We start from the raw sequence: 24041 nt of genomic DNA, 5'->3' as shown, positions 1-24041 counted from the left end.
GCGCCTCGTCATGCGGTGTTCTCGTTACCGTCGCAGTGGCCATTGGCGGCGCTGAACAGCGTCTTCAGCTTCGCATTGACCGCGATCAACTCCCGTACTGGCGCCGCCGCGAGCTGCTGATCGAAGAGCGTGAGAACCTGACCGAGTAGCGCGTAGGCGTCGTGATCGACCACGCAGATGCCCGTTTCGAGTCCCGCCTGCCGGCAGCGCAGAATCGCGCCCTCCGCGTCGCGAAACAGCTCGGGTACGGCCGAACCATAGCCGCGCTGATTCAGCAGCATTGCCATGTAAATGGCCTGCGCCATGCTGCCGACGTGATATTGGTTGGCGGCGCCGCTGCGTAATGCCTCGAGCGTCATGTGATAGTCGAGCGAAATTTCGCCTGCTTTGGCAGGTACGATCGGGCGCAGCATAGCCTTCGGGTGCGTGCGCGGCGACTTCGCGGGTGCAGCGCGAGCAGGGCTCGCTTTTCTGGTCATAAGCGTCACTGAGGCGGCCGGCTCGCGCCGGCCGCTCCACCATCACGGAACCTGACAACGTCCATAACGGAAAACGGCTGCGCCGCGCGCGACGCGGCGCCGTTCCCGCTAGCCCATATGCAGACCGCCGTTCAGCGAGAAATCCGCCCCGGTCGCAAAGCCCGCTTGATCCGACGCGATCCACGCGACGATCGACGCAATCTCTTCCGGCGTGCCGAGACGCCGTACCGGAATTGTCGCGACGATTTTTTCCAGTACTTCCGGACGGATGGCCTTGACCATGTCGGTGCCGATGTAGCCCGGCGACACGGTGTTGACCGTCACGCCCTTGGTCGCCACTTCCTGCGCGAGTGACATCGTAAAGCCATGAATGCCGGCCTTGGCCGTGGAGTAGTTGGTTTGCCCGAACTGGCCTTTCTGGCCGTTGACCGACGAGATGTTGATGATGCGCCCAAAGCCTCGGCCGACCATGCCCTCGATAACCTGTTTGGTCACGTTGAACAGGCTCGTGAGATTGGTGTCGATCACCGCTTCCCAGTCTTCGAACGTCATCTTGCGGAACATGCCGTCGCGCGTGATGCCCGCGTTGTTGACGAGCACGTCGACTTCACCAACTTCTTTCCTGACCTTCTCGAACGCTTTCGCGGTGGACTCCCAATCCGCGACGTTGCCTTCCGATGCGACAAAGTTATAGCCGAGCGCTTTCTGATCTTCCAGCCATCGGGCTTTGCGCGCCGAGTTCGGGCCGCAGCCCGCGATGACGGTGTAGTTCTCTTTGTGCAAGCGCTGGCAAATGGCGGTTCCGATACCGCCCATGCCGCCGGTTACGTATGCAACACGGTTTGCCATAAGTCCTCCTTCTTGTTTGGGGTGAATTGAGCAAGTTTGATTGGAGGATGGACCTATTATTGGCAGCGGCCAACGGCTGGGACGATGGGCATTTTCACCTACGGGTTAACTGCCAAATCAGGGGTGGAATCGTTGCTTGACGTGGCAATGAATTACGTCGATTGCGGGTTGCATGCTTTGCGAACTCCGGGGTCGCTCGAGACTGCCGGCCGCCCTCCCGTCCTTGCCTGCGCGCCGTCTTCCTCTTACCCTTAGCGTTAGCTTAAGTACCTGCCCCGGACACCGTGCGGTAGGCTGCCTGCACGGTCGTCGATGCGGGGCGCGAAGCCGTCCCTCGCTCCCGCTCTATTCGTGTGATCATCAGAGGCACATCAGGATGGCTGATTATCTTGCTGACATCGATCCCGACAGGTTGAACTTCCTTGGGATCTTCGGGCTGTTGATTGGCGGCCTCGCGCTGTTTCTTCTCGGTCTGGAGTTCTTGACCGGCGGCCTGAAGGCGATCGCGGGATCGAAACTGCAGTCGCTGATCGGCGTGCTGACCGCAAGCCGGTTTCGCGGCGTGGTGGCGGGCGCCGTCGTGACCGCGCTGCTGAATTCGTCGACCATCACGACGGTGCTGATGGTCGGTTTCGTGTCCGCCGGCCTGATGACGTTGACCCAGGCGGTGCCGATGATCATGGGCGCGAACATCGGCTCGACCATCACCGCGCAGATCATCGCCTTCGACGTTTCGCGTCTGACGCCTTACATGCTGTCGATCGGCTTCGTGCTGCACGCGTTTGCCCCGCGCGAGCTGCTGCGGCAGATCGGCCGCGTCGTAATGGGGCTAGGGCTGCTGTTCATGGGCATCCAGCTGATGGGCGAGTCCACGCATCCGCTGCGCACCTATCAGCCGTTCATCGACGCGATGCAGGACATGCGCAATCCGCTCGTCGGCGTCATCGTGGGGGCGGTCTTCACCGCGGTTGTGCAAAGCTCGGCGGCGACGCTCGCGGTCGTGATTGCGTTGAGCGGCCAGGGCTTGATGCCGCTCGAAGCCGCCATCACGCTGATTCTCGGCGCGAATGTCGGCACCTGCGGCACGGCACTGCTCGCCTCGATCGGCAAGCCACCGGAAGCGTTGCAGGTCGGCGTCGTGCATCTGATCTTCAATGTGCTCGGCGTCGTGATTGCGCTCTTCCTGATTCCGCAGATGGCGGAGGTCGTGCGCTGGATATCGCCGTCGCATCCGGAACTGCAAGGGCTTGCACGCCTCGCGGCCGAGGCGCCGCGTCAGGTAGCCAATGTGCATACGCTGTTCAGCGTGGCGAACACGCTGCTGCTGATCTGGTTTGCCGGTCCGATCGCGCGGCTCGCGCAACTGGTCGTGCCGAAGCGCGCGAAGGCCGCCAAACCCGCGGGTGATCCGCAGTATCTCGACGAGACGTCGCTGGCGGTGCCGGCGCTTGCACTGCAACGCGTGCGTATCGAGCTGACCCGGCTCGGCGCGCAGGTGCTCGACGTTGTGCAACGCGGCTCGCAGATGGTGTCGACCGGCACGATGGAAGAGATCAATCAGATGCTCGATCAGGACAAGGAAAGCGACCGGCTGGCCTTCGAGATTCTTCAATATATCGGCCGCCTGTCGCAGCGGCAGCACTCGGAGGAAGAAGGTCAGCAGGTGGTCGGCTACACGCAGGTCACGAGTCATCTGGAGAGCATCAGCGGCATTGTCGGCCTGACGCTGATGACGGTCGGACAACAACGAATGACGCAGCAGATCGATCTGCTGCGTCTGCGCGATGCGGCGACCACGCAGTTTTCCGAGGCGGTGATCCGCAATCTCGAGCAGTCGATCCGCACGATCGAGACGCGCGATCCGGAAGAGGTCGCGAAGGTCATCGACGCGAAGGCCGGCATCGACAAGCTCGCCGCGACCGCGCGTCAGGTCGTGCTCGCGAAGCTTCAGCTGGCGGACAAGGCGGACGTGGTCACGTTCCGGACCGCCATGGATCTGATCGAGCAGGGCCGGCAGATCGCGCAGTTCGCGCGGGCCATTGCGAAAAATGTGGCAGCGCTTCAAGAGCTGCAATAGCGCGCGACGCATGATTGGAGATCGATATATTCGCGCAAAGTGATCGCCAGCACACGGACGTTGGGGTTGCACGAGCTCTAAACTTGTGGCGTGTCATCCTCGTGACACGCTTTCAAAGAGAGTGGGATTGCCCGCCTTTGCTGTGCGGGTTTTTTTCGCCTCGCGCGTGTTGTGGTATCAGTAGTCAAGGCGCGGCGGTGAAGTCGATCGTGCGACGACCCGCGGTAGCTCGCACAATAAGCAACGCCTGAAGCGATTTAACACACGCCGCATCCATAATTTGATAGCCTTTGTCGCAGCAGAGCATTGAACTCAAGGAGGGCTTCACCATGATAAGGTGGCTTGCTAACTGGGCTTCACAACATGCTCCTACTCCCGAGAAACAGGCCGAACGCGCGCTGAACAACTTGCGCATGGAACTGTTTCAGGCCGAACAGCTCGTGCTCGACGCACAGCTGCGTGCCGATTACTATCGGGCTCGCCTGACCTTCCTCGAAGAAGTCACGCGAAAGGGAATCGAACAGGTATCGGACGAACGCAAGGCTCCTCTGGAGTCTCCCCAGCCGTTGCGGCCGGGACTCAAGCTCACCGCGGCGCAATAGCCGCGTCTATTCCATCGCAATGTGTTCCGTCACCCGCGATTCGATACGTGGGCTGATGGCAATCGTGCTGTCGCGGGCGTGTGCAATGCACGCTCTCGATAGTCGATTGTGTGAGCATTGATTGCCGAGCGGAGAAGTGTCCGGTTGCCCGGTTTCGTGCTTCGACCGGGCAACCTGGACTGAGTGTTTGATTTTTACTGCGTGATTTTTACTGCGCGACTTCCACTGCGCTTCGCTTACTGCGAAACGCCTGCTTCGTCCTGCTTAACTTGCCAGATCGGGCGGCAGCTTGCCGCCGTTTGCCGCGAGCGCCTGCATCACCTGCTTGTGCAGCCAGATGTTCATGCTCGCGGAGTCGTTCATGTCCCCGCTGTACTTCAATTCCTGGGCAAGTTGCTTGCGGTGTTCGAGACTGCTGTCGACGCCGAGTGCCTTCATCGTGTCGACAATCGACGTACGCCAGTTCAACGTCTGTCCGCTTTCGCTGACGAGTTGATCCATCACGGCGGCCACGTCGACGTCGGTCAGCGGCGCGGGCGCGGCGGGAGCGCTGGGCGTCGCGGCTTGCGCGGCGGCCGGGTCGGGGGTGGGTTCTGTCGCGGGGGGAGGTTGGTCCGGCTTCGCTTTGCCGAACAGCTTGTGCACGATGTCACCAAAAATACTCATTTCCGAAATCTCCGCGGTTGAATAACGAATGCGAGTGGGGGCGCTCGCAGGACATACCCCCACTATGCTACGCGATCTACCACGGTGAAAAACGTAATATTTTGTCAACCCGTCGACTGCTCGTATTGGTCCGCGCGCAATGATCCTGACACGACTCAGCCCGCGTCACGTCAACATGACGCTGTGCGTGGTTGATGGAAGGAGAACAACATCATTGCGTCACGAGCCGCTGAACCAGTTGTAGCCCTGGTTCTCCCAATAGCCGCCCGGATACTGGTTCGTGATTTCGATAGCGACGACATGCTTGGGATTCTTGAAGCCGAGCTTGGTCGGCACACGCAGCCTCATCGGGAAACCATACTTCGGCGGCAGCACGTCACCGTCGTAAGTCAGCGTGAGCAGCGTCTGCGGGTGGAGCGCCGTCGGCATGTCGATGCTCGTCCAGTAGTTGTAGTCCGCGCAATGAAGCGACACGTACTGTGCACTCGTGTCCGCGCCCGCGCGGCGCAGGAATTCGGAAAAGCGCACGCCGCCCCAGCGACCGATCGCGCTCCATCCTTCGACACAGATAAGACGCGTGATCTGGCTTTCCTGCGGCAGCGCGCGCAGTTCGTCGAGCGTCCACGTACGCTTGCCGTGCGCGAGGCCGCTGACCTGCAGACGGTAGGTCGCGGCATCGATTTCGGGCACCTCGTCGACGCCATAGAACGCATTGAACGGAAACGGCCGTGTGATCATCGATGCCGGATACGTGGGCGCCAGCTTGTTCGGATCGAACAGCAGTGCCTGCACGTCGTCGTTGAAGAACGAGATGCGGCGCAGCGCGGTATTCACCGCCTTGTCGTCGGTCAGATCGCAACCGGACAGCAGCGCGATGCCGCCTAACGTCAGCAGCCGGCGGCCGAACAGCCGGCGCGCAGGCGATTTGAGTTCGCGCTGAGCATCGCGAATGATCGACTCGCCATGCGTCGCGAGGAAGGTGCCTTGTTGCGCGGTTCGTTTTCGGATCGTCATGATTTACCGTCCGCGTAGCATCAACAGCAGCGAGCGGGGCACGAGCGCAACCATCGCAACGTGAATGACGAAAAACGCCACCAGGACGCTCATACACATGAAGTGCACCACGCGCGCGTTGTCATATCCGCCCATCAGCGTGCGCAGCAGCGGGAACTGCACCGACTTCCAAATGGCGAGCCCCGACAACACGATCAGCAGGATGTCGGCGATCACGACGAGATAGGCGAGCTTTTGCACCGAGTTGTAGTGCGCGAGGTCGTCGTGTTTCAGGCGCCCGCTCAGCGCAGCGAGCAGATCGGCGACCAACTGTTTCGGCCGGACAGGCAGCAGCTTGCGTCGAAAGCGTCCGGTCGCCAGATTCAGCGCCAGATAGACGATGAAATTCGCGACCAGCAGCCACATCACTGCGAAATGCCATTGCAGCGCTCCGGCGAGCCAGCCGCCAAGCGTGATCGAAGGTGGAAACTCAATTGCGGGAAAGATCGGCGACGCGTCGTAGATCTGCCAGCCGCTCATTACCATCAGCACGACCGCGACAGCATTGATCCAGTGCGTAATTCGCACCCATCCGGGTTGAACCATGTTGTGCCTCAAGGCCACTCCATGCTCGTTGACAATCATTCCGGTGCCGCGGGAGCCGTCAACGGGATGCCGTCGGCGCCGGTATGGGGCCGCAGGCAGGATCGGGCGACGAGGTACGCCGCGAGCGTCAGACTGGCATTGCGCCCGAAGCGGTAACGCGATCGATCGACGGTTATTCCGTCGTGTCTGAAATCTTTTCGTTCTTGCTATCGACTTTCAATGACGATGCACATCGCGCAGGAAGGCCGTCCCGCCGCATGGGAAACGCAGCATACGACATTCCTGACTACGGACGGACGCTGGCTCGAAGGTTGCAGCGCGGAAGGGGTGTCGCAGCACCCTGAGCCGGGTAGCGCACAACGGTAATTCAGTACCAACCGGTCTCGCGAGGCCGGCTCAGCCGAACCGGAATGGCCATAGCACGGTCAGCCGCTTTTTTCTTTTTGTGCCCTTTTTGTGTGGGGCAAATCCGCTACCAGCGCGGCGCATCCATGTTGATCGGAAAAGCGGGCGTCTCACTGCCGTTCTATGCGAGTTCATTCCCGCTTCATCTGTTCTGTTTATCAGAGTGTGCACCGGCAGGCGTTCGAAAAGCCCGCTTCGAAGGGCCGTGACTCTGGTTTGAACGCTTGTCCAGCGGGGCTTTGCGCGAATCGGACGGGCTTCGCCGATGCTATGCGGAACGCTGAGAATGCGGATACTCGCATCGACCCAATGGTTAACCCGCGCTTTGGCCCGCGAAGGACGAAACGTACCTTCATGCCAGTTATTTGAGTAAGCCGAGTGGGAGCCCATCGCCACGATGGTTACGGAGTCGACGTACTTTGCGAAGCTACCCGCTTCGAGCGCGCGATGAGACCAATGAAGGAGACAGGAGAGTTTTGATGACCAGTACTACCAGCGGTAACAGGATTGATATCAAGAAGTTCATCGACGAACGGTCGATTTCGCCCTACCAGTGGCTATTGGTCGTGCTGTGTTTTCTGATCGTGACCGCCGACGGCATGGACGTCGCGATCATGGGTTTCGTCGCGCCTTCCATCATTCATGACTGGGCGATTTCGCGCCCCGAATTCGGACTCGTGATGAGCGCGGCGCCGCTCGGTCTCGTGATTGGCGCATTGTTCGCGGGTCCGGCATCGGACCGCATCGGCCGCAAGTGGGTGCTGATTACGTCGGTGTTTCTGTTCGGCGTGTTCACGATCGCGACTGCGTTCGCGCAATCGCCGTTTTCGATGGCAGCATTGCGTCTGCTCAGCGGTGTCGGTCTCGGCGCCGCGATGCCGAACTCGACGACGCTGCTGTCCGAGTACGCACCGCAACGCAAGCGCGCGCTGCTGATCACCGTGATGTTCACGGGCTTCAATCTCGGCTCGGCATTGATCGGCTTCGCGGCCGGCTGGCTGATTCCGGTTCACGGCTGGCGCGCGGTGCTGATTTTCGGCGGCGCGCTGCCGCTCGTGCTGATCCCGTTCCAGATCTGGCTGCTGCCTGAGTCGGCCCGTCTGCTCGCGGTGCGCGGCGCGCCCGCGCAGCGTATCGGCAAGGTGCTTGGCCGTGTGTGCGGCGTGCACTTCGCGGGCAATGAAGTGTTCGTGTCGAACGAACCGCCGCTGCCGACGCGCAAGCCGATCGGCGTGCTGTTCTCGCAAGGCTATGGCTCGATGACGATCGCGCTGTGGGTCACGTATTTCATGGGCCTGCTCGTGATCTATCTGCTGACCGGCTGGCTGCCGACGCTGATGAAGGATGCGGGTCTGTCGGTCACGACCGCGGCCAACGTCACGGCGATGTTCCAGATCGGCGGCACGATCGGCGCGATCCTCGTCGGCTGGCTCATGGACAAGGCGCGTCCAGCGCCGGTCATCAGCGCCGCGTATATCGGCGGCGCACTGTGCGTGCTCGGGCTCGGCTACATCGGCGCGCTGTCTTCGTCGCTTGCATTGCTGGTGTTTGCCGCGGGCTTCTGCATGAGCGGCGCGCAAACCGGTCTGAACGCATTTGCACCCGGCCGCTACCCGACCGTTGCGCGCGCGACTGGTGTGAGCTGGATGCTCGGCATGGGCCGCTTCGGCAGCATCTTCGGCTCGGCGATCGGCGGCGCGCTGCTCGGATTCGGCTGGCAGTTCGGCGCGATCCTGGCGATGCTCGCGATCCCCGCCACACTCGCCGCTATTGCCATCCTGGTGAGCCAGCGTGTGAACGGCGCCGAAACGGTGGCGCAGCCGAATATCGCGCATTGAGGCGTGAGGCAACGCGGCGCGCGTGCGTTTCGCGGGCGCCGCTGGATAAATTCATCTACTGAGGAATCACGGTGATCATCGACATTCACGGACACTACACCACCGCGCCGAAAGCGTTGGAGACGTGGCGCAACCGCCAGATCGCAGGCATCAAGAGTCCTTCCGGGATGCCGAAGGGGTCGGAATTGCAGATCAGCGACGACGAGCTGCGCGAGTCGATCGAAAACAACCAGTTGAAACTGATGCGCGAGCGCGGCCTCGATCTGACGATCTTCAGTCCGCGCGCGAGCTTCATGGCGCACCACATCGGCGACTTCGAAATCTCGAGCACGTGGGCCGCGATCTGCAACGAACTGTGCTATCGCGTGAGCCGGCTGTTTCCCGAGAACTTCGTGCCGGCCGCGATGCTGCCGCAAAGTCCGGGTGTCGATCCGGCCACCTGTATTCCTGAACTCGTCAAATGCGTCGAGCAGTACGGCAATGTCGCGATCAACCTGAATCCCGATCCGTCGGGCGGCCACTGGACCAGCCCGCCGTTGTCGGACCGTTCCTGGTATCCGATCTACGAGAAGATGGTCGAGTACGACATTCCCGCGATGATTCACGTGAGCACGAGCTGCAACGCGTGCTTCCACACCACCGGGTCGCACTACCTGAATGCGGATACCACCGCGTTCATGCAATGCCTGACCTCGGACCTGTTTCGCGATTTCCCGACGCTGCGTTTCGTGATTCCGCACGGCGGCGGAGCGGTGCCGTATCACTGGGGTCGTTTCCGCGGCCTCGCGCAGGAACTGAAAAAGCCCTTGCTGAAAGACCATCTGCTGAACAACGTGTTCTTCGACACCTGTGTCTATCATCAGCCGGGTATCGACCTGCTCACGCGCGTGATTCCCGTGGACAACATCCTGTTCGCGAGCGAAATGATCGGCGCGGTGCGCGGCGTCGATCCGCAAACCGGTCACTATTTCGACGACACGAAGCGCTACGTCGAAGCCGCGGATATGAATCCGGAGCAGCGCTACAAGATCTACGAAGGTAACGCGCGGCGCGTCTATCCGCGTCTCGACGCCTTGCTGAAAACGAAGGGGCTGTGATCATGTATGAAATCGGAGTCGTCTATCGCAACATCCAGCGCGCGGATGCGGAGGTGGCAGCGAAACTCGGCGCGCTCGGTTCGGCCACCGTGCATGAAGCGATGGGCCGCACGGGCCTGCTCCAACCGTATATGCGCCCGATCTATACCGGCGCGCGCGCGAGCGGCACGGCCGTCACGGTGCTGCTGCAACCGGGCGATAACTGGATGCTGCACGTCGCGGCCGAACAGATCCGGCCGGGCGACGTCGTCGTCGCCGGCGTCACCGCACAGAGCACCGACGGTTACTTCGGCGATCTGCTGGCCACGAGCTTCAAGGCGCGCGGCGCGCATGCGTTGATCATCGACGCCGGCGTGCGCGACGTCAGCGTGCTGAGCGAAATGAACTTCCCGGTCTGGAGCAAGGCGATTTCCGCGAAAGGCACGGTCAAGGCGACGCTCGGCTCGGTGAACATTCCGGTCGTGTGCGCGGGTGCGTTGGTCACACCGGGCGACGTCGTCGTTGCCGATGAGGACGGCGTGGTCGTGGTGCCGGCGGCCGCCGCGCAAGCCGTGCTCGACAAGGCTGCGGCGCGCGAGGCCAATGAAGCCGGGAAGCGCGCGAAACTCGCCTCTGGGGTGCTCGGTCTCGACATGTACAACATGCGCGGGCCGCTCGAGCAGGCCGGACTGCGTTACAAGGACTGACAGGCGTGGTCGCAATGATCAACGATCAAGCCGCGCGCGCGCCGATCACCGGCATTTCGTCGATGGCCACGCGCCAGGTGCTGGCCGAACTCGCCGCGTTCTACGAGCGGCGCGCGGGGCAGGGCGTCGCGATCGAATCGGTCGGCGGCGTCGATGCGGCGCGCCGGGTCGAGGATGGCGAAGTCTTCGACATCGTCGTGCTTGCCGCCGACGCGATCGAGCGGCTCGTGGTGACGGGTTGTGTCGAGGCGGCGAGCCGCGTCGGACTCGCGCGCTCGGGCATCGCGGTCGCGGTCGCGGCCGGAGAAACGCACCCGGACATCGCGTCCGAAGCAGCGCTGCGCGACGCGATTCTCGGTGCGCGCAGTATCGGTTACTCGACGGGGCCGAGCGGCACGCATCTACTGAAGCTGTTCGAACGCTGGGGCATTGCCGGGCAGATCGCTTCGCGTATCGTGAAGGCGCCGCCGGGTGTGCCGGTCGGCACGCTCGTCGCGCGCGCAGAAGTCGCGCTCGGCTTTCAGCAGATGAGCGAATTGATTCACGTGGCGGGCATCGACGTGCTCGGCGAGCTTCCGGCCGCCACCCAGTCCACCACGACTTTCACCGCCGCGATCTGCACGGTGGCGCACCAGCGTGAAGCAGCCCAGGCGTTGCTTGCGTTTCTGGCCTCGCGCGAGGCCGACGGCGCAAAGCTGCAAAACGGCATGTCGCCGGCTTGATGGCGGGCGGCGCTCGCCGCCCAGGCTTGTGTCCTTGCCTTTTCCGCCTCCATCTCTTTGCGCGAGCGCATGCTCGGCTTCGAAACGCTGAAAGCGCTGACCGGCACGCCCGCTCGGATGGCGGACGCAAAACGCTACGAATGAAAGCGGATTCAAGCCAGCAGCTTGCCCCACTCGTAATCGATACTGTCCGGCGTGAAGGGCAGCACGCCCGCGCCGGGCGTAAATGTAAGTTCGCCGAAATAAACGAGGTCGTCCGGCGCATACAGGTCGACGCGCACATAGTCGAAGTCTTCGCACAGACGGGCCGCGACATCGAGCACGGCCTGTAGATGCGGCGGGCGCGGAGCGGGCAACGCGCTGCGCTTGTAGTCGCCGATTGCGATATCGAGGTGATTCCAGTCGGCGTCGTACACGTCGCCGTGCGTCGCGTTGCCGAATCGATCCGAGATCACGAGGATATAGATGATCGGCCCGCCAGGACGGCCGCCAAAGCAGTGCATTTTGAAATCCGCCGGAATCTGGCCGCGCCGATCGAGCAGCAACTGCTCGAAGAAAACGCGCGGCTCGATCGTCCGATAGTGCCGCTCGCGCCCAACGTAATAGAATTCGGTGCGCAACCATTGGTCGGCGAGCTTCTTCAGCTTCTCGAACGAGGTCTCTGATTTGTTTCTCACCACTTCGACGTAGCTGCTGCCGTGATTGGCTTTCATTACGAAAGCATCCGGCAGTGCGTCGAACACTTCGAGCGTGAATGCATCGGGCGCTGCGATCAGCGGTATCAAATGCTTGTCGCCGATTTTCCGGGCAATATATTCCCGCACCAGAAGCTTGTCGGTCAGGTCGATATAGCGCGGATCAGGATGAAGATTGCGCTGCAGGATCTTCTCATTGAACGTCACCGGACGAATCAGGTTCGGATAGCGGCCAATGCATTTGTGATGTAACAGGCTTAGGAAAAGGGCGTCCGGCAATAGCGTTTTCGCCGCTTCCTTGATTTTTCTCGCGGTAGATGGCGATTGCCCGTGCGCCGCATGCGCACCGGTGTGCAAGCCCGGCTGCCGGCAGGGCGCGGCCAGAGCACTGTCACCGGACTGTAGGGAGGCCATGTTTTTCGGCGCGACGGCCGCATCCTGCGCGGCCAGTTCGGCGGATTTGATGATCGTCATGTTCTAATCCCTTTGCGGTCGAGTCGACGAGTCGTCCTCGGAGTAACGGGAATTGAAATCAAAGCGTCAGCGGCGCTTGCCGCAACATCTCGGTCGCGGCACTCCAGCTTTCCTCCGGCGTCAGCCAGCGTTCGTCCGCATCCACATGCTGTTGCGCGCGGAATTGCGTCGGCGACATACCATAGCGCTCCTTGAATAGCCGCCCAAGCCGATTACCGTCGCCCATTCCGCAGCGGCGCGCAATCTTGTCGACCGGCAGATCGGTGTTCTTCAGCATCGAGCGAACGATCTCGAAGCGTGTGCGCAGCAGATATTCGAGCGGCGTCATGCCGAACTCGCATTTGAAGCGGCGCTGGAAATTGCGCTTGCTCATCGCCACCGATTCGGCCGCCTGCGCAACCGAGATGGCCTTGCTGTAGTTTTCCTTGATCCAGCGCGCCGATTCGCGAATCTTCTCCGTCGTCGTCGTGATGTTGACGTCGTCGAACTCGGAGCGGCTTTTCTCGGCGTAGCCGTTTTGCAGGATGCGGCCGATCTTGCGGGCAGTGTCGGTATTGATGTCGCGTTCGATCTGCGCGAGCGCGAGATCGGTCGGCGTCACATTGCTTTGCGTGCGCGCGGCGTCACCGCTGTCGTCGAACAGAAAAATCGGCACGATCGATTGCAGCGGATCGTTGCAGACGACCGCGAGATTCGCACCCTGTTGCATGCCGAAAGATGCAATCGATCCTTGCAGCGAGATCCACGACAGAAAGCGGTCGTTGGATTCCGCGACTTCGGTGACGTCGCGGCAGGCCACGAAGAGCGCGTGGAAATCAGCGAGGCAGTAGCGTTCGAGGCCTTGCGTCCAGATCGATATGCCGGACGAACTGGTCACCAGACCGCCGCCGTCGGATACCACGGTAAACCGGTATGGCGCCTCTTCGCCAGCCGTTCTCTTGAACTCATTGGCAAGCCGGAACGCGTCGCCGATCGCGCCGGTACTTGCCATCGAACAATCCTGAAAGACGAATAGACCAATGTGCTTCATCACGCGAGCTTCTCCAGTCAGGAAAATCTACGCATTGAGATTAGCGCATCGATTTGGGCGAGACGAGCTTGGCCGGCATGCGTGGGTGTTTTGGCGTAATCGTCAGGATTCAAGAAATTCTTACCTCGCTATTCGCAGAAATGCGTGCTACTAATTAACGTTGCACGGAATTTTTTTCCAGATCAATTAGCGCGATTCTTGCAAGCGCAGTGCTGGGGCATCGGCGGAATGCGCCGAGTGGCTTGGATTCGGCGCGATTTGCGGGATAACAAGGGCATTCCTGGCACTTGAGCCGTGCAATTGGCGTTCTGTCGCGATGTACGATGCCTGTCGTATTACTCTGTTACAGCAATTGCAGATCGCAACAAGCCTTTCCGGCTTCTGTTTCATTTGTAAAAGGCTCCGCATTATCGGCCAATAGCACCCTACTTTGGGCCGCCGGCGAATGCCTCGATCCTTTGCGGACTATGCTTCAGCGCAACATCGAGAGAGAAATTGTCAATCGCGGATTACGTGAATGGCGGGCTTCGCATTTGCTGATTCGTGAGAAGAACAATCGGCAATACCGCGGTGGATAAGCAATAGCTGTGTAGCCTTCCGTGGTTCGAGAGGTCCCGAACACGGCTCCCCGACCTAACCCGACACAGCACGTCGCTTCGCCGTGCTGCCAGCCAATCGAGGGTCTATCCGGCCGGCGGCATAAATAGCGACGTGGCGACGCAAAGCGATCGCCGATCGTTTTGTTTCATCAACCTGCAAGGATCAGACCGGTGGATTACTATCCGCAAAACTCGCTCTATCCCGCTGTTGATACCGAGCGTAGACAACTCAGTGCCCGCGCGATGCTCACGCTAATGCGCGACCACATCTGGGAGATCGTGGTGACGACGGTCGTCGTCCTCACGTTCGCGGTCGCGTATCTTCTGATTGCCACGCCTATCTATTCCGCTGACGTAATCATTCGCGTGGACCCACCCGAGCCAAATGCCCTCGGACTCGCGTTGCAGAACCAGGAACTGTTGCCGCCACCGACGCCGTCGTCGGTAACCGAAATGGCGGTCATGGAAAGCCGTGCAGTTTTGCAGCCGGTGATGGACCAGTTCCGATTCGACATTTCGGTGAAGCCGCACAAGCTTCCGGTTCTCGGCGACATCGCCGAAAAATTCGCTACACCGGGACAGCCCGCGGCGCCGTGGCTCGGGCTGAAATCGTTTGCATGGGGCGGCGAGCGTGTGCAGATCGCCGCGCTCGACGTGCCGCGCGAACTCGAGGAAGAGAAGCTGACCTTGACCGCGCTCGACAATGGCGCCTTCGAATTGCACGGCCCGTCCGGCGAGTTGCTGGCGAGTGGCACGGTCGGCGTGCCGCTCAAGCAGAACGGCGTGTCGATGCTCGTGAAGGAACTCGCTGCGCGGCCGGGCACGAAGTTCGAGGTGATCCGCTGGAATGAGCTCGATGCCATCAAGCGCTTCACCAGTCTCGTCAAGATTGGCGACAAGGTGAAAGACTCTGGGCTGATGCAAATCCAGTACCGCGACAAGAGTCCGGACAAAGCCGCGGCCGTCGCCAATGCATTGGGAGAGCAATACCTCGCATCCGCGGTGGCGAGCCGGCAAGCGAACGACACGCAGACGCTCGCGTTTATTGACGGCGAACTTCCGCGTCTACTCGGCGAATTGCGAAAAGCCGAGGAAGCGCTGAAGAACTTCCGCTCGAGCTCGCAATCGATGCAGCCGACCAACGAGGCGCAAGCCTATTTGCAGGGCGGCCTCGATCTCGACAAGCAGATCGCGGCGCTGCAATTGCAGCGCACGCAAATGCTCGAGCGCTATACGGGACAGAGCCGCTGGGTGCAGAACGTCGACGAGCAACTGGCGCAATTAAAAGAAGCGAAAGCGAAATTCTCCGACCATTTCAACGGCATGCCCGCGTCGGAACGCGCGAGCGTCGATCTGATCCGCGCTCAGAAGGTCGCGGAAACGGTGTATCTCGGCATGGTGCAGAAGGCCGAGCAATTGCAGGTGCGCCGCGCCAGCACGACGGGCGGCGCGCATATTCTCGATCGCGCGATCAGACCGCATATGCCGGTCATGCCACAGCCGATTCTCGTGCTCGGCGGCGGATTGGTGCTCGGTATCGTGTCCGGCGTCGCGTTGGTCTTCATGCGCCGCCACGTGATGATCGGCGTGACCGACCCGCGCTATGTCGAGCGCCAGATGAGCGTGCCGGTGTTTGGCGAGATTCTGTTCAGCCATCAGCAACTGCTGCTCGACCGCGATGCGACCGCAGGGCGCAAATCGCTGCCGGCCGCAGCCGGGCGCGCCCATCCGCCGATGCAGAAGAGTCTGCACGAGATTCAGTTCGATTCCGGCGTCCAGAACAGGATTCTCGCCGCGCGCTTTCCGCACGACACGTCGGTCGAAGCGCTGCGCAGCGTACGGACCGCCGTCACGCGCGATCTCGCGCATGCACGCAACAACATCGTGATGATCATCGGGCCCACCCCATCGGCCGGCAAGAGCTTCGTCGCCGCGAATCTGGCGATCCTGCACGCTGAAATCGGCTCACGGGTGGTGCTGATCGATGCCGACATGCGACGCGGTCATCTCGCCTCGCTATTCAACGAGAGCAATCGTGGAGGCCTTTCCGAAGTACTGTCCGAACGCCTGCCGCTCCGCAATGCGCTGCGCTCGACCCGCATCGAAGGATTGACGTTCCTGTCATGCGGCGTGCGCCCGGAGAACCCCGCCGCGCTGCTGATGAGGCCGCACCTGAAGGATGTGCTCGAGCGGCTGTCGAGCCAGTTCGATCTGGTGATCATCGATACGCCGCCTTTCCTCGCGGTCACCGACGCCTCGATCGTCGCGAACGAGGCGGGCGCATCTCTGCTCGTGCTGCGCTCGGGCATGCAAAGCGAGGAGGAGATCGCCGACACGCTCAGAAAGGTGGAACGCGCGGAAGGGCGCATCGCGGGCGCGGTGTTCAACGGCATTCCGCTGCGTCGAAGCACGAAGAACTATGGCTACGAAACGAACTATGCCAGCGATTTCGGCGAAAACGACGTCGGACAGCAAGCGCCGCGAGGCGCCTGAGCGTGTGGAGACCCCAACCGCGGTAAAGCGCGTTCGCGATGGCGTAAAACGGAGAACCAGATGGCCTTTGCAATCAACGGAAAGTTTACTTCTCAGTCCATCACGGGGGTTCAACGCGTTGCGTATGAGCTGACGCGGGCCATGCAGATGCGCGCCGCGCCCGGTGACGAACCGGAAGTGTTCGTGCCGCAAAACGCGGTCGAGCCGGGGGCGCTGCTCAAACCGCAACGGCGCTTTCCGTGGCTGCGCGGCACGCTGTGGGAGCAGATCACGCTGCCAATCGCCGCACGCGGCATCACACTGCTGAGTCTGTGCAATACGAACCCGCTGTTCAAGCACAGTCAGGTCGTGATGGTTCACGACATGGCCGTCCTTGACATGCCGCAAGGCTTTTCGAGGAAATTCCGGCTCTGGTATCGCATTTGTTTCGCGCTCTTGCCGCGCACGCATCCGATCGTTCTGACGGTCTCGACGTTTTCGAAAATGCGGATCTGCCATCACCTGAAAATCGACGAATCGCGTGTGAAAGTGGTGGCGCCCGGCGCGGATCATTTCGACCGGATCGTTGCCGACCCATCGGTGCTGCAACGGCTCGAATTGAACAAGGACGCCTATTGCGTGATCGTCGGCAGTCTCGATCCGCGCAAGAATCTGCGCGGCGTGCTCGATGCGATCGTGCGGCTCGGGCATCTGCGCGACGTCAAATTCGTCATCGTGGGAAAACAGTATCCGCGCATCTTCAGCGGTGCAGGCGTCGAGCATCCTGTGCATTCGCGGCAGGTCGTGTGGGCAGGTTTCGTCTCGGACGCGGAACTGAAGGCACTGTACGAGAGCGCTGGCTGCCTCGTGTTTCCGTCGTTATACGAAGGTTTCGGCCTGCCGCCTCTGGAAGCGATGTATTGCGGCTGTCCGGTGATCGCGTCGGCGCGCACGTCGATACCCGAAGCATGCGGCGATGCCGCCATGTACTGCGACGCGACCTCCGCGGACGACATCGCCGCCAAGATCGCGCAGATGATGAGCGACGCCGATCTTCGCCAACGTTATCGCAGCGCGGGGCTGCTGCATGCGCGCGAGTTTCGCTGGGAGCGCGCGGCGCAAACGGTGCTCGAAATCCTCGATATCAAGACTGGCGAGCGGCTGCCCGAACTGACGCCGCGCGCGTCCGCGAGCTAGCGATGGGTGGGCCCGAACATGGATCGCATGAAGACCCGTGCTGGCAGAAGACGTGCATTGCGCACACTCGCCGCGTTGGCGGCGGGTGCGGCCGCGCCGTTGTCGAGTCTGCGGCCCGCTCTCGCATTGGTACCGGACCCGGCGCCCGCAAACGCGCGCGCCCGCATGATGACCGATCTGATCGGCACGAACGGCTGGGCCGGATCGGAAGCCGACATCGAGATGTGGCGAGCGATGGGCATTAGCTGGGGCCGTGACACGGTCGGCCCTGGTCAACCTGATCGGCCCGGCGAGGCGATGCGCATCGACAAAACGAGCTCGGCGTTCGATGTCGATCTGCCGTCGGCACTGTTGCGAAACGAACGCAATGGAATCGGTTCGCTGTTGGTGCTCGGCTATACGCCGAGATGGAATGCGACTGTGCCGGGCGACAGCAATTCGGCACCCGTCGACGTGGATGTGTGGAAGCAGTATGTCGACGCGGTGGTGCGAAAGTATTCGGCGCCGCCTTATAACCTGCGCTATTTCCAGATCTGGAACGAGGCGGCCGGCAAATTGTCCGGCGGCTTGCCTCAGTCCGTGTTCTGGCACGGCCCGGAGTTCAGCAAGGACGAAAAACGCTCGAAACCGTACGAACGCGCGATGCAGGATTACGTCGAACGGATTCATATTCCGGCGGCCCGCATCATTCGCAGTTATCGCGCGTATGTGGTGTATGGCGGCTGGCCGGACCAGGGCGGCCTCGATAACTTCCACCGCTGGCTCGAATATCGCAGTCCGGTCTTGAAAGAGCGCATGCTCGATTGGGTCGACTACATCGACACGCACTACTTGCCGGTTGCCGATATGGAATCGCTGTACCAGCGATATGTGAAGAACGGTCCCGCGCGCGGCATCTGGCAAACGGAGATCGGCAACGAGTACATGAAAGACCCGCACTATTTGCCGCGTTATTTCTTCGACTTCGCGGTGTGGGCGCTCGGCAGGAATTGGGACGACCCGAACAAGTACCTGTCGATGATCTATCACTGGGACGGCTATGAACCTTTTCGTCTCACGCATCCCGGTCCGCCTGAACGAACCTACAACGTTTCCGGTCGAAGCTTGGTCGTGTTGCATCAAACAGCGGGCGGGCATCTGGCGAGTTTTTCGAAGCCGCTGCAATGCGGTCCGGGTGTTGCTGCAAATGCCTTGCTTTCCGGCAACGACCTCGTGATGCAGGTGAGCAGCAGCGCGGGCTGGCAGAACATTTCCATCGGCGGGCTAGAGCCGCTGCGCTCGCACGCGGTGCAGGTCGATTTCATCGATGCGCTGAGCGGCGAGGCGAGCGCAGCGGACAAGGTTGCATCGAGTTGGGACAACGATTTGATGAACGTGCGATTCAAGGTACCCGACCGGGTGAACGGCGCTGGTAATAATCCGCCCAAACATCTGGCTTATCTCGTGGTGCGTCGTGTGACGCAGGCAGTGGCATAGCGATATTTCGCGAGCATGACGACCGCCGGGAGCCGGCGGATCGAACCTGACGGATAGCGTTGACACATCATGAAGCAGGTCACCATTGCGATTTGCAATTACAACTACGAGCACTATCTGGCCGCGGCGATCGACTCGGCGCTCGCGCAGGATTATCCGGCGACCACCGTCATGGTCGTCGACGATGGCTCGACCGACGGTTCGCGCGCGATCATCGAAAGCTATGGCGATCGCGTACTGACGTTGTGCAAGAAAAACGGCGGGCAAGTATCCGCCTACAACTACGCAATCGCGTCGCTCACCACCGAGTATGTGATCCTTCTCGATTCCGATGACGTGCTGTACCCATCCGCGGTTACCGAAGTCATGCGCTTTTTCGAGGGCGGCGAGTGGGCCAAGGTGCAATTCCGGCTCGACGTGATGGACAACGAAGGCGCATTGACGGGCGCCTATGTGCCGAATAGCGAGCCGCCACACGACTGCGGCAGGCTGCTGCGCGGCGGGTGGCTCTATCCGTCCCCGCCCGCGTCTGGCAATGCTTACCGGGTGAGCGCGCTCAAGCAGATCTTCCCGGTTCCCGAAGAGGGCGTGAATCGCTATGGCGCGGACTTTTATGCGATCTATGGCGTCGCGCTGGCTGGACCGATCGCTACCGTGTCGAAGTCGCTAGGCGGCTACCGGGTGCATAACGCGGGCAGTGAAACGGTGTCGTTCGCGAACTCGGAACAACTGACGAAAGCACCGCGCGCGTTCAACATGCGCTGGGCCATTCTGCGCAATATCGCCAAAGATCGGCTCGACATAGAACTACCGGCAACATTTCTCGACTTCTCACACGAGAAAGCGACATTCTGCTCTTCCGTTTATCGCGCGACCCTGTTCCGGCGTTGGCATTGGATGATCCTCGATTCGCGCAACTATCTGCACACGATCATTGCAAATCCGTTCTGGAGCCTGAAGAAGAAGCTCGGCACGCTCGTACTGTCGAGCCTGTGTCTCGTGCCTTATTCGCCGCTGTCGGATTTCGCGGTGCGTTATATCGCGAACCCGCTCGCGCGCCGTCGCGTCGCAGGACGCTGAGGCGAAGGAGGACGGCATGGATAGACGAACGAGCGCCAACCTGATCGTATTTGTTTACGCCGGTTATTTCATGAGGTACGTGTACCTCCTGATCGTCGTGCCGTTCTATGGCCGGGTGCTCGGCGTGGCCGAATACGGCCGGGTACTCGCGTCGATGTCGCTGATGAACGTGATATGGATGCTCGTCGGCTTCGGCTTTACCTTCGTCGGCATGCGCGAGGTGGCGAAAGCGCAGTCGACCCAGGAATGCAATGCGATCTATTCGCTGCATGTCAGCGCGCGGCTGACACTCGCCGTGATCGGCGCGGGCATCGGCATCATTGCGACGTTCTGTTCACCGTTACTGTCGGAGCGGCCGCTGATCGGCCTGCTCGCGACCTTGCTAGGTATCGTGTCGGCATGCAATCTCGGCTGGCTGTTTCAGGGGCGGCAACACATTCGAACGCCGATCATGATCGAAGTGTTCGGCTTCGCGCTGAGTCTCGTGCTGGTGCTGACTCTCGTCAAAGGACCGAACGATGCCGTATGGGTGTTGGCGAGTTTGCTGATTGCGGGTATCGCGTCCTTGATCATTGCCTACGGTTTGACGACGTGGCAACTCGGCTGGCCGCGTCTGGCGTTTGCCGGCGTCCTGCCGCTCGTGCGCAGGTCGACGATGCTGTTCTGCTATTCGTCCGGCTCCGTCGTCCTGACGGCATCGTCGACGTATTTGCTGACCTTGTTCTCGACGCCCGCGGAGGTCGGCTATTTCGGCGCCGCCGAGCGTTTCGCGACGATCGGACTCAGCCTGATGGCCCCCGCGGCGCAAGTCTTTATTCCGACGATAACCCGGCAACTCGCGCAGGGCGACAAGGCGGGCGCGCATGTCACGACGCGGCGCGGCGCCATCTTGCTGCTCGGCTATGGCCTGCTCGTGCTGTGCGGCGCGTTGACGCTGTCGCCTTTCGTGTTGCCGCTGATTCTCGGCGCCGCGTTCGAGCCGAGCGTGCACGTGTTGCAGGTGTTTGCATGGATGTTCCCGTTCGCGGCTTTCAACGAGTTCGTCGCGCTCTATGTATTCGTGCCGCGCAGGAAAGACCGGGTGCTCGCGATGGCCGGCGTCGCCTCGGCGCTGGTCAATCTCGCAGCGGCGCTCGTTCTCGCGCCGCGTTTTGGCGCGATTGGCATGGCCTCTGCTCGGGTGATCGGCGAAGCGGCGCTGTCGGTGACGCTGCTCAGCGTGTTGATTCGCCTCGAACTGGTCGGGCTGTTGCCCGGCGCCGAGCGCGCGCTCGAGCGGGTGCGGGTGGTGTGCGGGCTTAGTACGCAGGCGGGCGGCGCAAAGGACGATTGAAGTGGCGCGTGAGTGTGTGGGAGTTTGGGTGGATTGTCACAGGAGGTCGAAGTGAAAGTCGCTATTGTTCACGATTGGCTGGTAGTGTCCGGCGGCGCCGAGAAAGTATTGAAGAACATCATCGAGTGTTTCCCGGATGCGGATGTCTTTTCGATTGTCGATTTTCTCGAAGACCGCGATTGCGTGAAGGGGAAGTCCGTCAACACGTCATTCATCCAGAAGATGCCGTTTGCGCGAAGACGATACCGCGCCTATCTACCGTTGATGCCGATTGCGATCGAGCAGGTGGATCTGTCAGGCTACGATCTCGTCATTTCGAGCTCGCACGCGGTCGCGAAAGGCGTGTTGACCGGGCCGAACCAGATGCATATCAGCTACATTCATTCGCCGATCCGCTATGCGTGGGATCTGCAACATCAGTACCTGCGTGAATCCCATCTCGACACAGGGCTGCGCTCCGCGTTGGCGCGCGTGCTGCTTCATTACATTCGAGGCTGGGATTCGCGCTCCGCGAACGGCGTCGATCATCTCGTCGCGAATTCTCAGTTCATTGCGCGGCGTATCAGAAAGGCCTATCAGCGCGAATCGACCGTGATCTATCCGCCGGTCGACCTGGTGAACATGCCTATTGGTACGGAGAAAGAGGATTTCTACGTGACGGCGTCGCGGATGGTGCCTTATAAGCGTATCGATCTGATCGTTCAGGCCTTTTCGCAAACGCCTGAACGCAAGCTGGTCGTGATCGGCGACGGTCCCGAGATGAAGAAGATCAAAGCGGTGGCCGGCGACAACGTCCAGATTCTCGGGCATCAGCCGTCCGATGTGCTGGTCGATCATTTGCGGCGCGCGCGCGCGTTCGTGTTCGCGGCGGAAGAAGACTTCGGCATTTCGGTGGTCGAAGCGCAGGCATGCGGCACGCCGGTGATCGCCTTCGGCCGCGGTGGCGCGCTTGAATCGGTGGTGGGATTGCCGCTCGAGCGACCCACCGGGGTTTTCTTCGGTGAGCAAAGCACCGCGTCGTTGCTCGAAGCCGTTACCCGGTTCGAGAGCAACGCAGCCCTGTTCGACGCACGCGTGTGCCGCAAGAATGCCGAGCGGTTTTCGTCGGAGAACTTCAAGAAGGCCCTGATGGGCTTCGTCGACGCGCGGCTTCCGTATGCGTGCGTCGAACAGTTTCTTCCCTATGCGCCGAGTCAGTCGCTGCCGGCCGAAGAACGTCATCTTGCCGACGTTACGCCCTGAGTCGGGCGCTGGGGCACGGGCTGCGCAGCTCGCGTGCCCACGATGCCCGCCTTGCGCGCTCCGCGCGGGCCGGGCCTGAATGCGGTGGCCGCCAGCGGACGCGCGGCTAGCAGTAGCGAGATCACCAGAGAAAGAATCAATACATTCGACGGCGAAACGAGCCGATGCTCGGTTGCCGACATCACCAGCAGGCAAACCGACGAAATCTCCACGAAGCGGAACGCCGCGAACTGGCGGCCGCCCTCGACCAACGCGGCATACGCCGCCCCCTGCCTGCTCCACTCGATCAGTCTCCAGAAGAACGCGAGGATCAGCGTCAAGCCCACTACGCCGAGCTCGGCGAGGATATTCAGATACGAGTTGTGAGCGTGCGAGTCGCTGTGCTCGATCACTATGTCGGACGGCACCGCGAACAGATGGAAGTACGAGGTGAGGCTGCCGATGTGGTCGTCGAAGGAGCCGAAGCCGAGACCGACGAGCGGGCTTTGCACGAAATACGCGAGCGCTCGCGGCCACAACCACTCGTAGCGAATGTCGAGGTTGTTGACCTTGGCGTCATTGGCGTGAATCGCGAACGTATAGCCCATGTAGTCGACGTTCGGCTGGGTATGGTAGATCGCGACGGCGACCGAGGCTAGCAGCAGCACGGCTATCAGCGTGCCGAGCATCCAGCGCTTGCGGCCAAAGTACAGATAGGGCAGAACGGCCGCCGCGCCAAGCAGCGAGCCACGGCTGTAGGTCGAAAACAGCATCAGCACATTGCAGGCGAGCAGCGCGATCAGCAGCTTGCTGCGTTTTTGCAGGTAGCACGCTATGCCGAGACAGAACAGCATCGCCAGGAAGCCGCCGGCTGCGTTGCGCGCAATGAAGTAGCTGCCGAAACTGTCGGCCGGATTAACGAAGATGCTGAACAGCCCGTTCGTGGCGATGTAGTAGACGTACATCGGCAGATTGATGATGACCGCGAAAATGAACAGCGCACGCAGTACCTTGTGCAGATCCCAGCGGTGCGCATACACGAAACCGGCAAAAATGGGCGCATAGGAAATGAAAAAATTGCCGTCGCGCCGATAAAAGTCGAAGTCGAGGAACGACTGCGGATCATAGAGCAGCGTCGAGACGGTCGCGAGCACCGTGAAAGCGGTAAGCGGCGCGATGAACGCGGGATAACTGCGGCCGTAAAAGCGCCATGCCAGCAATAGCAACGGGACAAAGCCGATCGCACTGATGGGCACGAAATTCGTGACCGTCAGGAAAAGTGCGACTAGCGAAATATAGGCCATTGCAACTCCAGAAAAACGAATGGCGCGCCGGTTGGGGTTGTGCCCATGCGCTGGATGATGGCGAGATTGGAACAGCGGAAAACTCACAGTGTGGGCCGCGCGGGGATCACACCGCTGTTTATCTTTGACATGAATGCCAC

Annotated in this window: 21 protein-coding genes; 13 read left to right on the top strand and 8 right to left on the bottom strand. The window is 61.1% G+C overall.

The annotated features are described in order from the left end of the window. Nucleotides 1-8 precede the first annotated feature (8 nt). Together OKW26_RS00910 and OKW26_RS00905 are read right to left on the bottom strand one after the other, a co-directional pair. Nucleotides 9-413, bottom strand: coding sequence for a Fis family transcriptional regulator (locus OKW26_RS00910; protein WP_429352363.1), 405 nt, complete (start codon nt 411-413; stop codon nt 9-11). A 174-nt stretch (nt 414-587) separates the two neighbouring features. Continuing rightward, entirely contained in the window at nt 588-1328 is a 741-nt protein-coding gene (locus tag OKW26_RS00905) for a 3-ketoacyl-ACP reductase (protein WP_090809155.1), read from the bottom strand. A 376-nt stretch (nt 1329-1704) separates the two neighbouring features. Here OKW26_RS00905 and OKW26_RS00900 point away from each other — a divergent pair, with 376 nt between their 5' ends. Both OKW26_RS00900 and OKW26_RS00895 read left to right on the top strand, forming a co-directional pair. Further along, a complete protein-coding gene (locus OKW26_RS00900) occupies nt 1705-3405 on the top strand; it encodes a Na/Pi cotransporter family protein (protein ID WP_429352362.1) in 1701 nt (566 codons plus the stop codon). A gap of 329 nt (nt 3406-3734) precedes the next feature. Then, entirely contained in the window at nt 3735-4007 is a 273-nt protein-coding gene (locus OKW26_RS00895; protein ID WP_084754487.1) for a hypothetical protein, read from the top strand. Nucleotides 4008-4271: 264 nt separating this feature from the next. Here OKW26_RS00895 and OKW26_RS00890 read toward each other — a convergent pair whose 3' ends face one another. From OKW26_RS00890 to OKW26_RS00880, 3 genes are all read right to left on the bottom strand, one after another. Further along, complete coding sequence (locus tag OKW26_RS00890; RefSeq protein WP_090809158.1) at nt 4272-4673, bottom strand: DUF3597 domain-containing protein; 402 nt, start codon at nt 4671-4673, stop codon at nt 4272-4274. A gap of 219 nt (nt 4674-4892) precedes the next feature. Continuing rightward, nucleotides 4893-5687: a molybdopterin-dependent oxidoreductase gene (locus OKW26_RS00885; RefSeq protein WP_429352361.1), complete on the bottom strand. Its 795-nt coding sequence runs from the start codon at nt 5685-5687 to the stop codon at nt 4893-4895. Nucleotides 5688-5690: 3 nt separating this feature from the next. Beyond that, nucleotides 5691-6272 (bottom strand): cytochrome b/b6 domain-containing protein, encoded by a 582-nt coding sequence (locus tag OKW26_RS00880; RefSeq protein ID WP_187619723.1) that lies wholly within the window; start codon nt 6270-6272, stop codon nt 5691-5693. Nucleotides 6273-6491: 219 nt separating this feature from the next. Between OKW26_RS00880 and OKW26_RS00875 the strand changes: the two genes are divergently transcribed. From OKW26_RS00875 to OKW26_RS00855, 5 genes are all read left to right on the top strand, one after another. Next, on the top strand, nt 6492-6638 hold the full coding sequence (locus tag OKW26_RS00875) for a hypothetical protein (protein ID WP_167368753.1): 147 nt from the start codon (nt 6492-6494) through the stop codon (nt 6636-6638). A 518-nt stretch (nt 6639-7156) separates the two neighbouring features. After that, a complete protein-coding gene (locus tag OKW26_RS00870; RefSeq protein WP_429352360.1) occupies nt 7157-8515 on the top strand; it encodes an MFS transporter in 1359 nt (452 codons plus the stop codon). 71 nt (nt 8516-8586) lie between these two features. Beyond that, a complete protein-coding gene (locus OKW26_RS00865) occupies nt 8587-9612 on the top strand; it encodes an amidohydrolase family protein (RefSeq protein WP_429352359.1) in 1026 nt (341 codons plus the stop codon). 2 nt (nt 9613-9614) lie between these two features. After that, nucleotides 9615-10298: a 4-carboxy-4-hydroxy-2-oxoadipate aldolase/oxaloacetate decarboxylase gene (gene ligK, locus OKW26_RS00860; RefSeq protein WP_184067453.1), complete on the top strand. Its 684-nt coding sequence runs from the start codon at nt 9615-9617 to the stop codon at nt 10296-10298. A 14-nt stretch (nt 10299-10312) separates the two neighbouring features. Beyond that, the gene (locus tag OKW26_RS00855) at nt 10313-11020 is read left to right on the top strand and encodes a substrate-binding domain-containing protein (protein ID WP_429352358.1); all 708 of its coding nucleotides are present in this window, start codon (nt 10313-10315) and stop codon (nt 11018-11020) included. A 152-nt stretch (nt 11021-11172) separates the two neighbouring features. Here OKW26_RS00855 and OKW26_RS00850 read toward each other — a convergent pair whose 3' ends face one another. Together OKW26_RS00850 and OKW26_RS00845 are read right to left on the bottom strand one after the other, a co-directional pair. Next, a complete protein-coding gene (locus OKW26_RS00850) occupies nt 11173-12189 on the bottom strand; it encodes an ATP-grasp fold amidoligase family protein (protein WP_429352357.1) in 1017 nt (338 codons plus the stop codon). A gap of 58 nt (nt 12190-12247) precedes the next feature. Continuing rightward, nucleotides 12248-13180, bottom strand: a complete 933-nt coding sequence (locus OKW26_RS00845) for a GlxA family transcriptional regulator (protein ID WP_176078887.1) — start codon at nt 13178-13180, stop codon at nt 12248-12250. A gap of 809 nt (nt 13181-13989) precedes the next feature. On the opposite strand from OKW26_RS00845, the gene OKW26_RS00840 reads away from it, so the two are divergent. The 6 genes from OKW26_RS00840 (at nt 13990) to OKW26_RS00815 (ending at nt 22618) form a co-directional block, all read left to right on the top strand. Further along, on the top strand, nt 13990-16311 hold the full coding sequence (locus OKW26_RS00840) for a polysaccharide biosynthesis tyrosine autokinase (RefSeq protein WP_429352356.1): 2322 nt from the start codon (nt 13990-13992) through the stop codon (nt 16309-16311). Between the two features lie 60 nt (nt 16312-16371). Further along, nucleotides 16372-17487 carry a glycosyltransferase family 4 protein gene (locus tag OKW26_RS00835; protein ID WP_429352355.1) on the top strand — a complete coding sequence of 372 codons (1116 nt, stop codon included), beginning with the start codon at nt 16372-16374 and terminating at the stop codon, nt 17485-17487. An 18-nt stretch (nt 17488-17505) separates the two neighbouring features. Then, complete coding sequence (locus OKW26_RS00830) at nt 17506-18963, top strand: hypothetical protein (protein WP_429352354.1); 1458 nt, start codon at nt 17506-17508, stop codon at nt 18961-18963. Nucleotides 18964-19032: 69 nt separating this feature from the next. Then, a complete protein-coding gene (locus OKW26_RS00825) occupies nt 19033-20043 on the top strand; it encodes a glycosyltransferase family 2 protein (RefSeq protein WP_429352353.1) in 1011 nt (336 codons plus the stop codon). A 16-nt stretch (nt 20044-20059) separates the two neighbouring features. Beyond that, entirely contained in the window at nt 20060-21376 is a 1317-nt protein-coding gene (locus OKW26_RS00820; RefSeq protein WP_429352352.1) for a lipopolysaccharide biosynthesis protein, read from the top strand. A gap of 51 nt (nt 21377-21427) precedes the next feature. Continuing rightward, nucleotides 21428-22618 (top strand): glycosyltransferase family 4 protein, encoded by a 1191-nt coding sequence (locus OKW26_RS00815; RefSeq protein WP_184039594.1) that lies wholly within the window; start codon nt 21428-21430, stop codon nt 22616-22618. On the opposite strand, the gene OKW26_RS00810 is transcribed toward OKW26_RS00815, so the two are convergent. Further along, nucleotides 22594-23901 carry an O-antigen ligase family protein gene (locus tag OKW26_RS00810; RefSeq protein ID WP_184067481.1) on the bottom strand — a complete coding sequence of 436 codons (1308 nt, stop codon included), beginning with the start codon at nt 23899-23901 and terminating at the stop codon, nt 22594-22596. The genes OKW26_RS00815 and OKW26_RS00810 overlap by 25 nt on opposite strands. Nucleotides 23902-24041 lie beyond the last annotated feature (140 nt).

Origin of the sequence: Paraburkholderia sp. 32 (assembly GCF_050435345.1) — a bacterium.
Taxonomy (GTDB): Bacteria; Pseudomonadota; Gammaproteobacteria; order Burkholderiales; family Burkholderiaceae; genus Paraburkholderia; species Paraburkholderia tuberum.
This window is presented reverse-complemented; position numbering and strand designations above follow the sequence as displayed.

Bases quoted from the DNA above. Each gene is read 5' to 3' on its own strand.
- OKW26_RS00875 (WP_167368753.1), top strand. From the start codon at position 6,492: ATGACGATGCACATCGCGCAGGAAGGCCGTCCCGCCGCATGGGAAACG.
- OKW26_RS00845 (WP_176078887.1), bottom strand. From the start codon at position 13,180: ATGGCAAGTACCGGCGCGATCGGCGACGCGTTCCGGCTTGCCAATGAG.
- OKW26_RS00810 (WP_184067481.1), bottom strand. From the start codon at position 23,901: ATGGCCTATATTTCGCTAGTCGCACTTTTCCTGACGGTCACGAATTTC.
- OKW26_RS00910 (WP_429352363.1), bottom strand. From the start codon at position 413: ATGCTGCGCCCGATCGTACCTGCCAAAGCAGGCGAAATTTCGCTCGAC.
- OKW26_RS00825 (WP_429352353.1), top strand. From the start codon at position 19,033: ATGAAGCAGGTCACCATTGCGATTTGCAATTACAACTACGAGCACTAT.
- OKW26_RS00855 (WP_429352358.1), top strand. From the start codon at position 10,313: ATGATCAACGATCAAGCCGCGCGCGCGCCGATCACCGGCATTTCGTCG.
- OKW26_RS00850 (WP_429352357.1), bottom strand. From the start codon at position 12,189: ATGACGATCATCAAATCCGCCGAACTGGCCGCGCAGGATGCGGCCGTC.
- OKW26_RS00905 (WP_090809155.1), bottom strand. From the start codon at position 1,328: ATGGCAAACCGTGTTGCATACGTAACCGGCGGCATGGGCGGTATCGGA.
- OKW26_RS00870 (WP_429352360.1), top strand. From the start codon at position 7,157: ATGACCAGTACTACCAGCGGTAACAGGATTGATATCAAGAAGTTCATC.
- OKW26_RS00830 (WP_429352354.1), top strand. From the start codon at position 17,506: ATGGATCGCATGAAGACCCGTGCTGGCAGAAGACGTGCATTGCGCACA.
- OKW26_RS00900 (WP_429352362.1), top strand. From the start codon at position 1,705: ATGGCTGATTATCTTGCTGACATCGATCCCGACAGGTTGAACTTCCTT.
- OKW26_RS00890 (WP_090809158.1), bottom strand. From the start codon at position 4,673: ATGAGTATTTTTGGTGACATCGTGCACAAGCTGTTCGGCAAAGCGAAG.
- OKW26_RS00880 (WP_187619723.1), bottom strand. From the start codon at position 6,272: ATGGTTCAACCCGGATGGGTGCGAATTACGCACTGGATCAATGCTGTC.
- OKW26_RS00885 (WP_429352361.1), bottom strand. From the start codon at position 5,687: ATGACGATCCGAAAACGAACCGCGCAACAAGGCACCTTCCTCGCGACG.
- OKW26_RS00895 (WP_084754487.1), top strand. From the start codon at position 3,735: ATGATAAGGTGGCTTGCTAACTGGGCTTCACAACATGCTCCTACTCCC.
- OKW26_RS00835 (WP_429352355.1), top strand. From the start codon at position 16,372: ATGGCCTTTGCAATCAACGGAAAGTTTACTTCTCAGTCCATCACGGGG.
- OKW26_RS00820 (WP_429352352.1), top strand. From the start codon at position 20,060: ATGGATAGACGAACGAGCGCCAACCTGATCGTATTTGTTTACGCCGGT.
- ligK (WP_184067453.1), top strand. From the start codon at position 9,615: ATGTATGAAATCGGAGTCGTCTATCGCAACATCCAGCGCGCGGATGCG.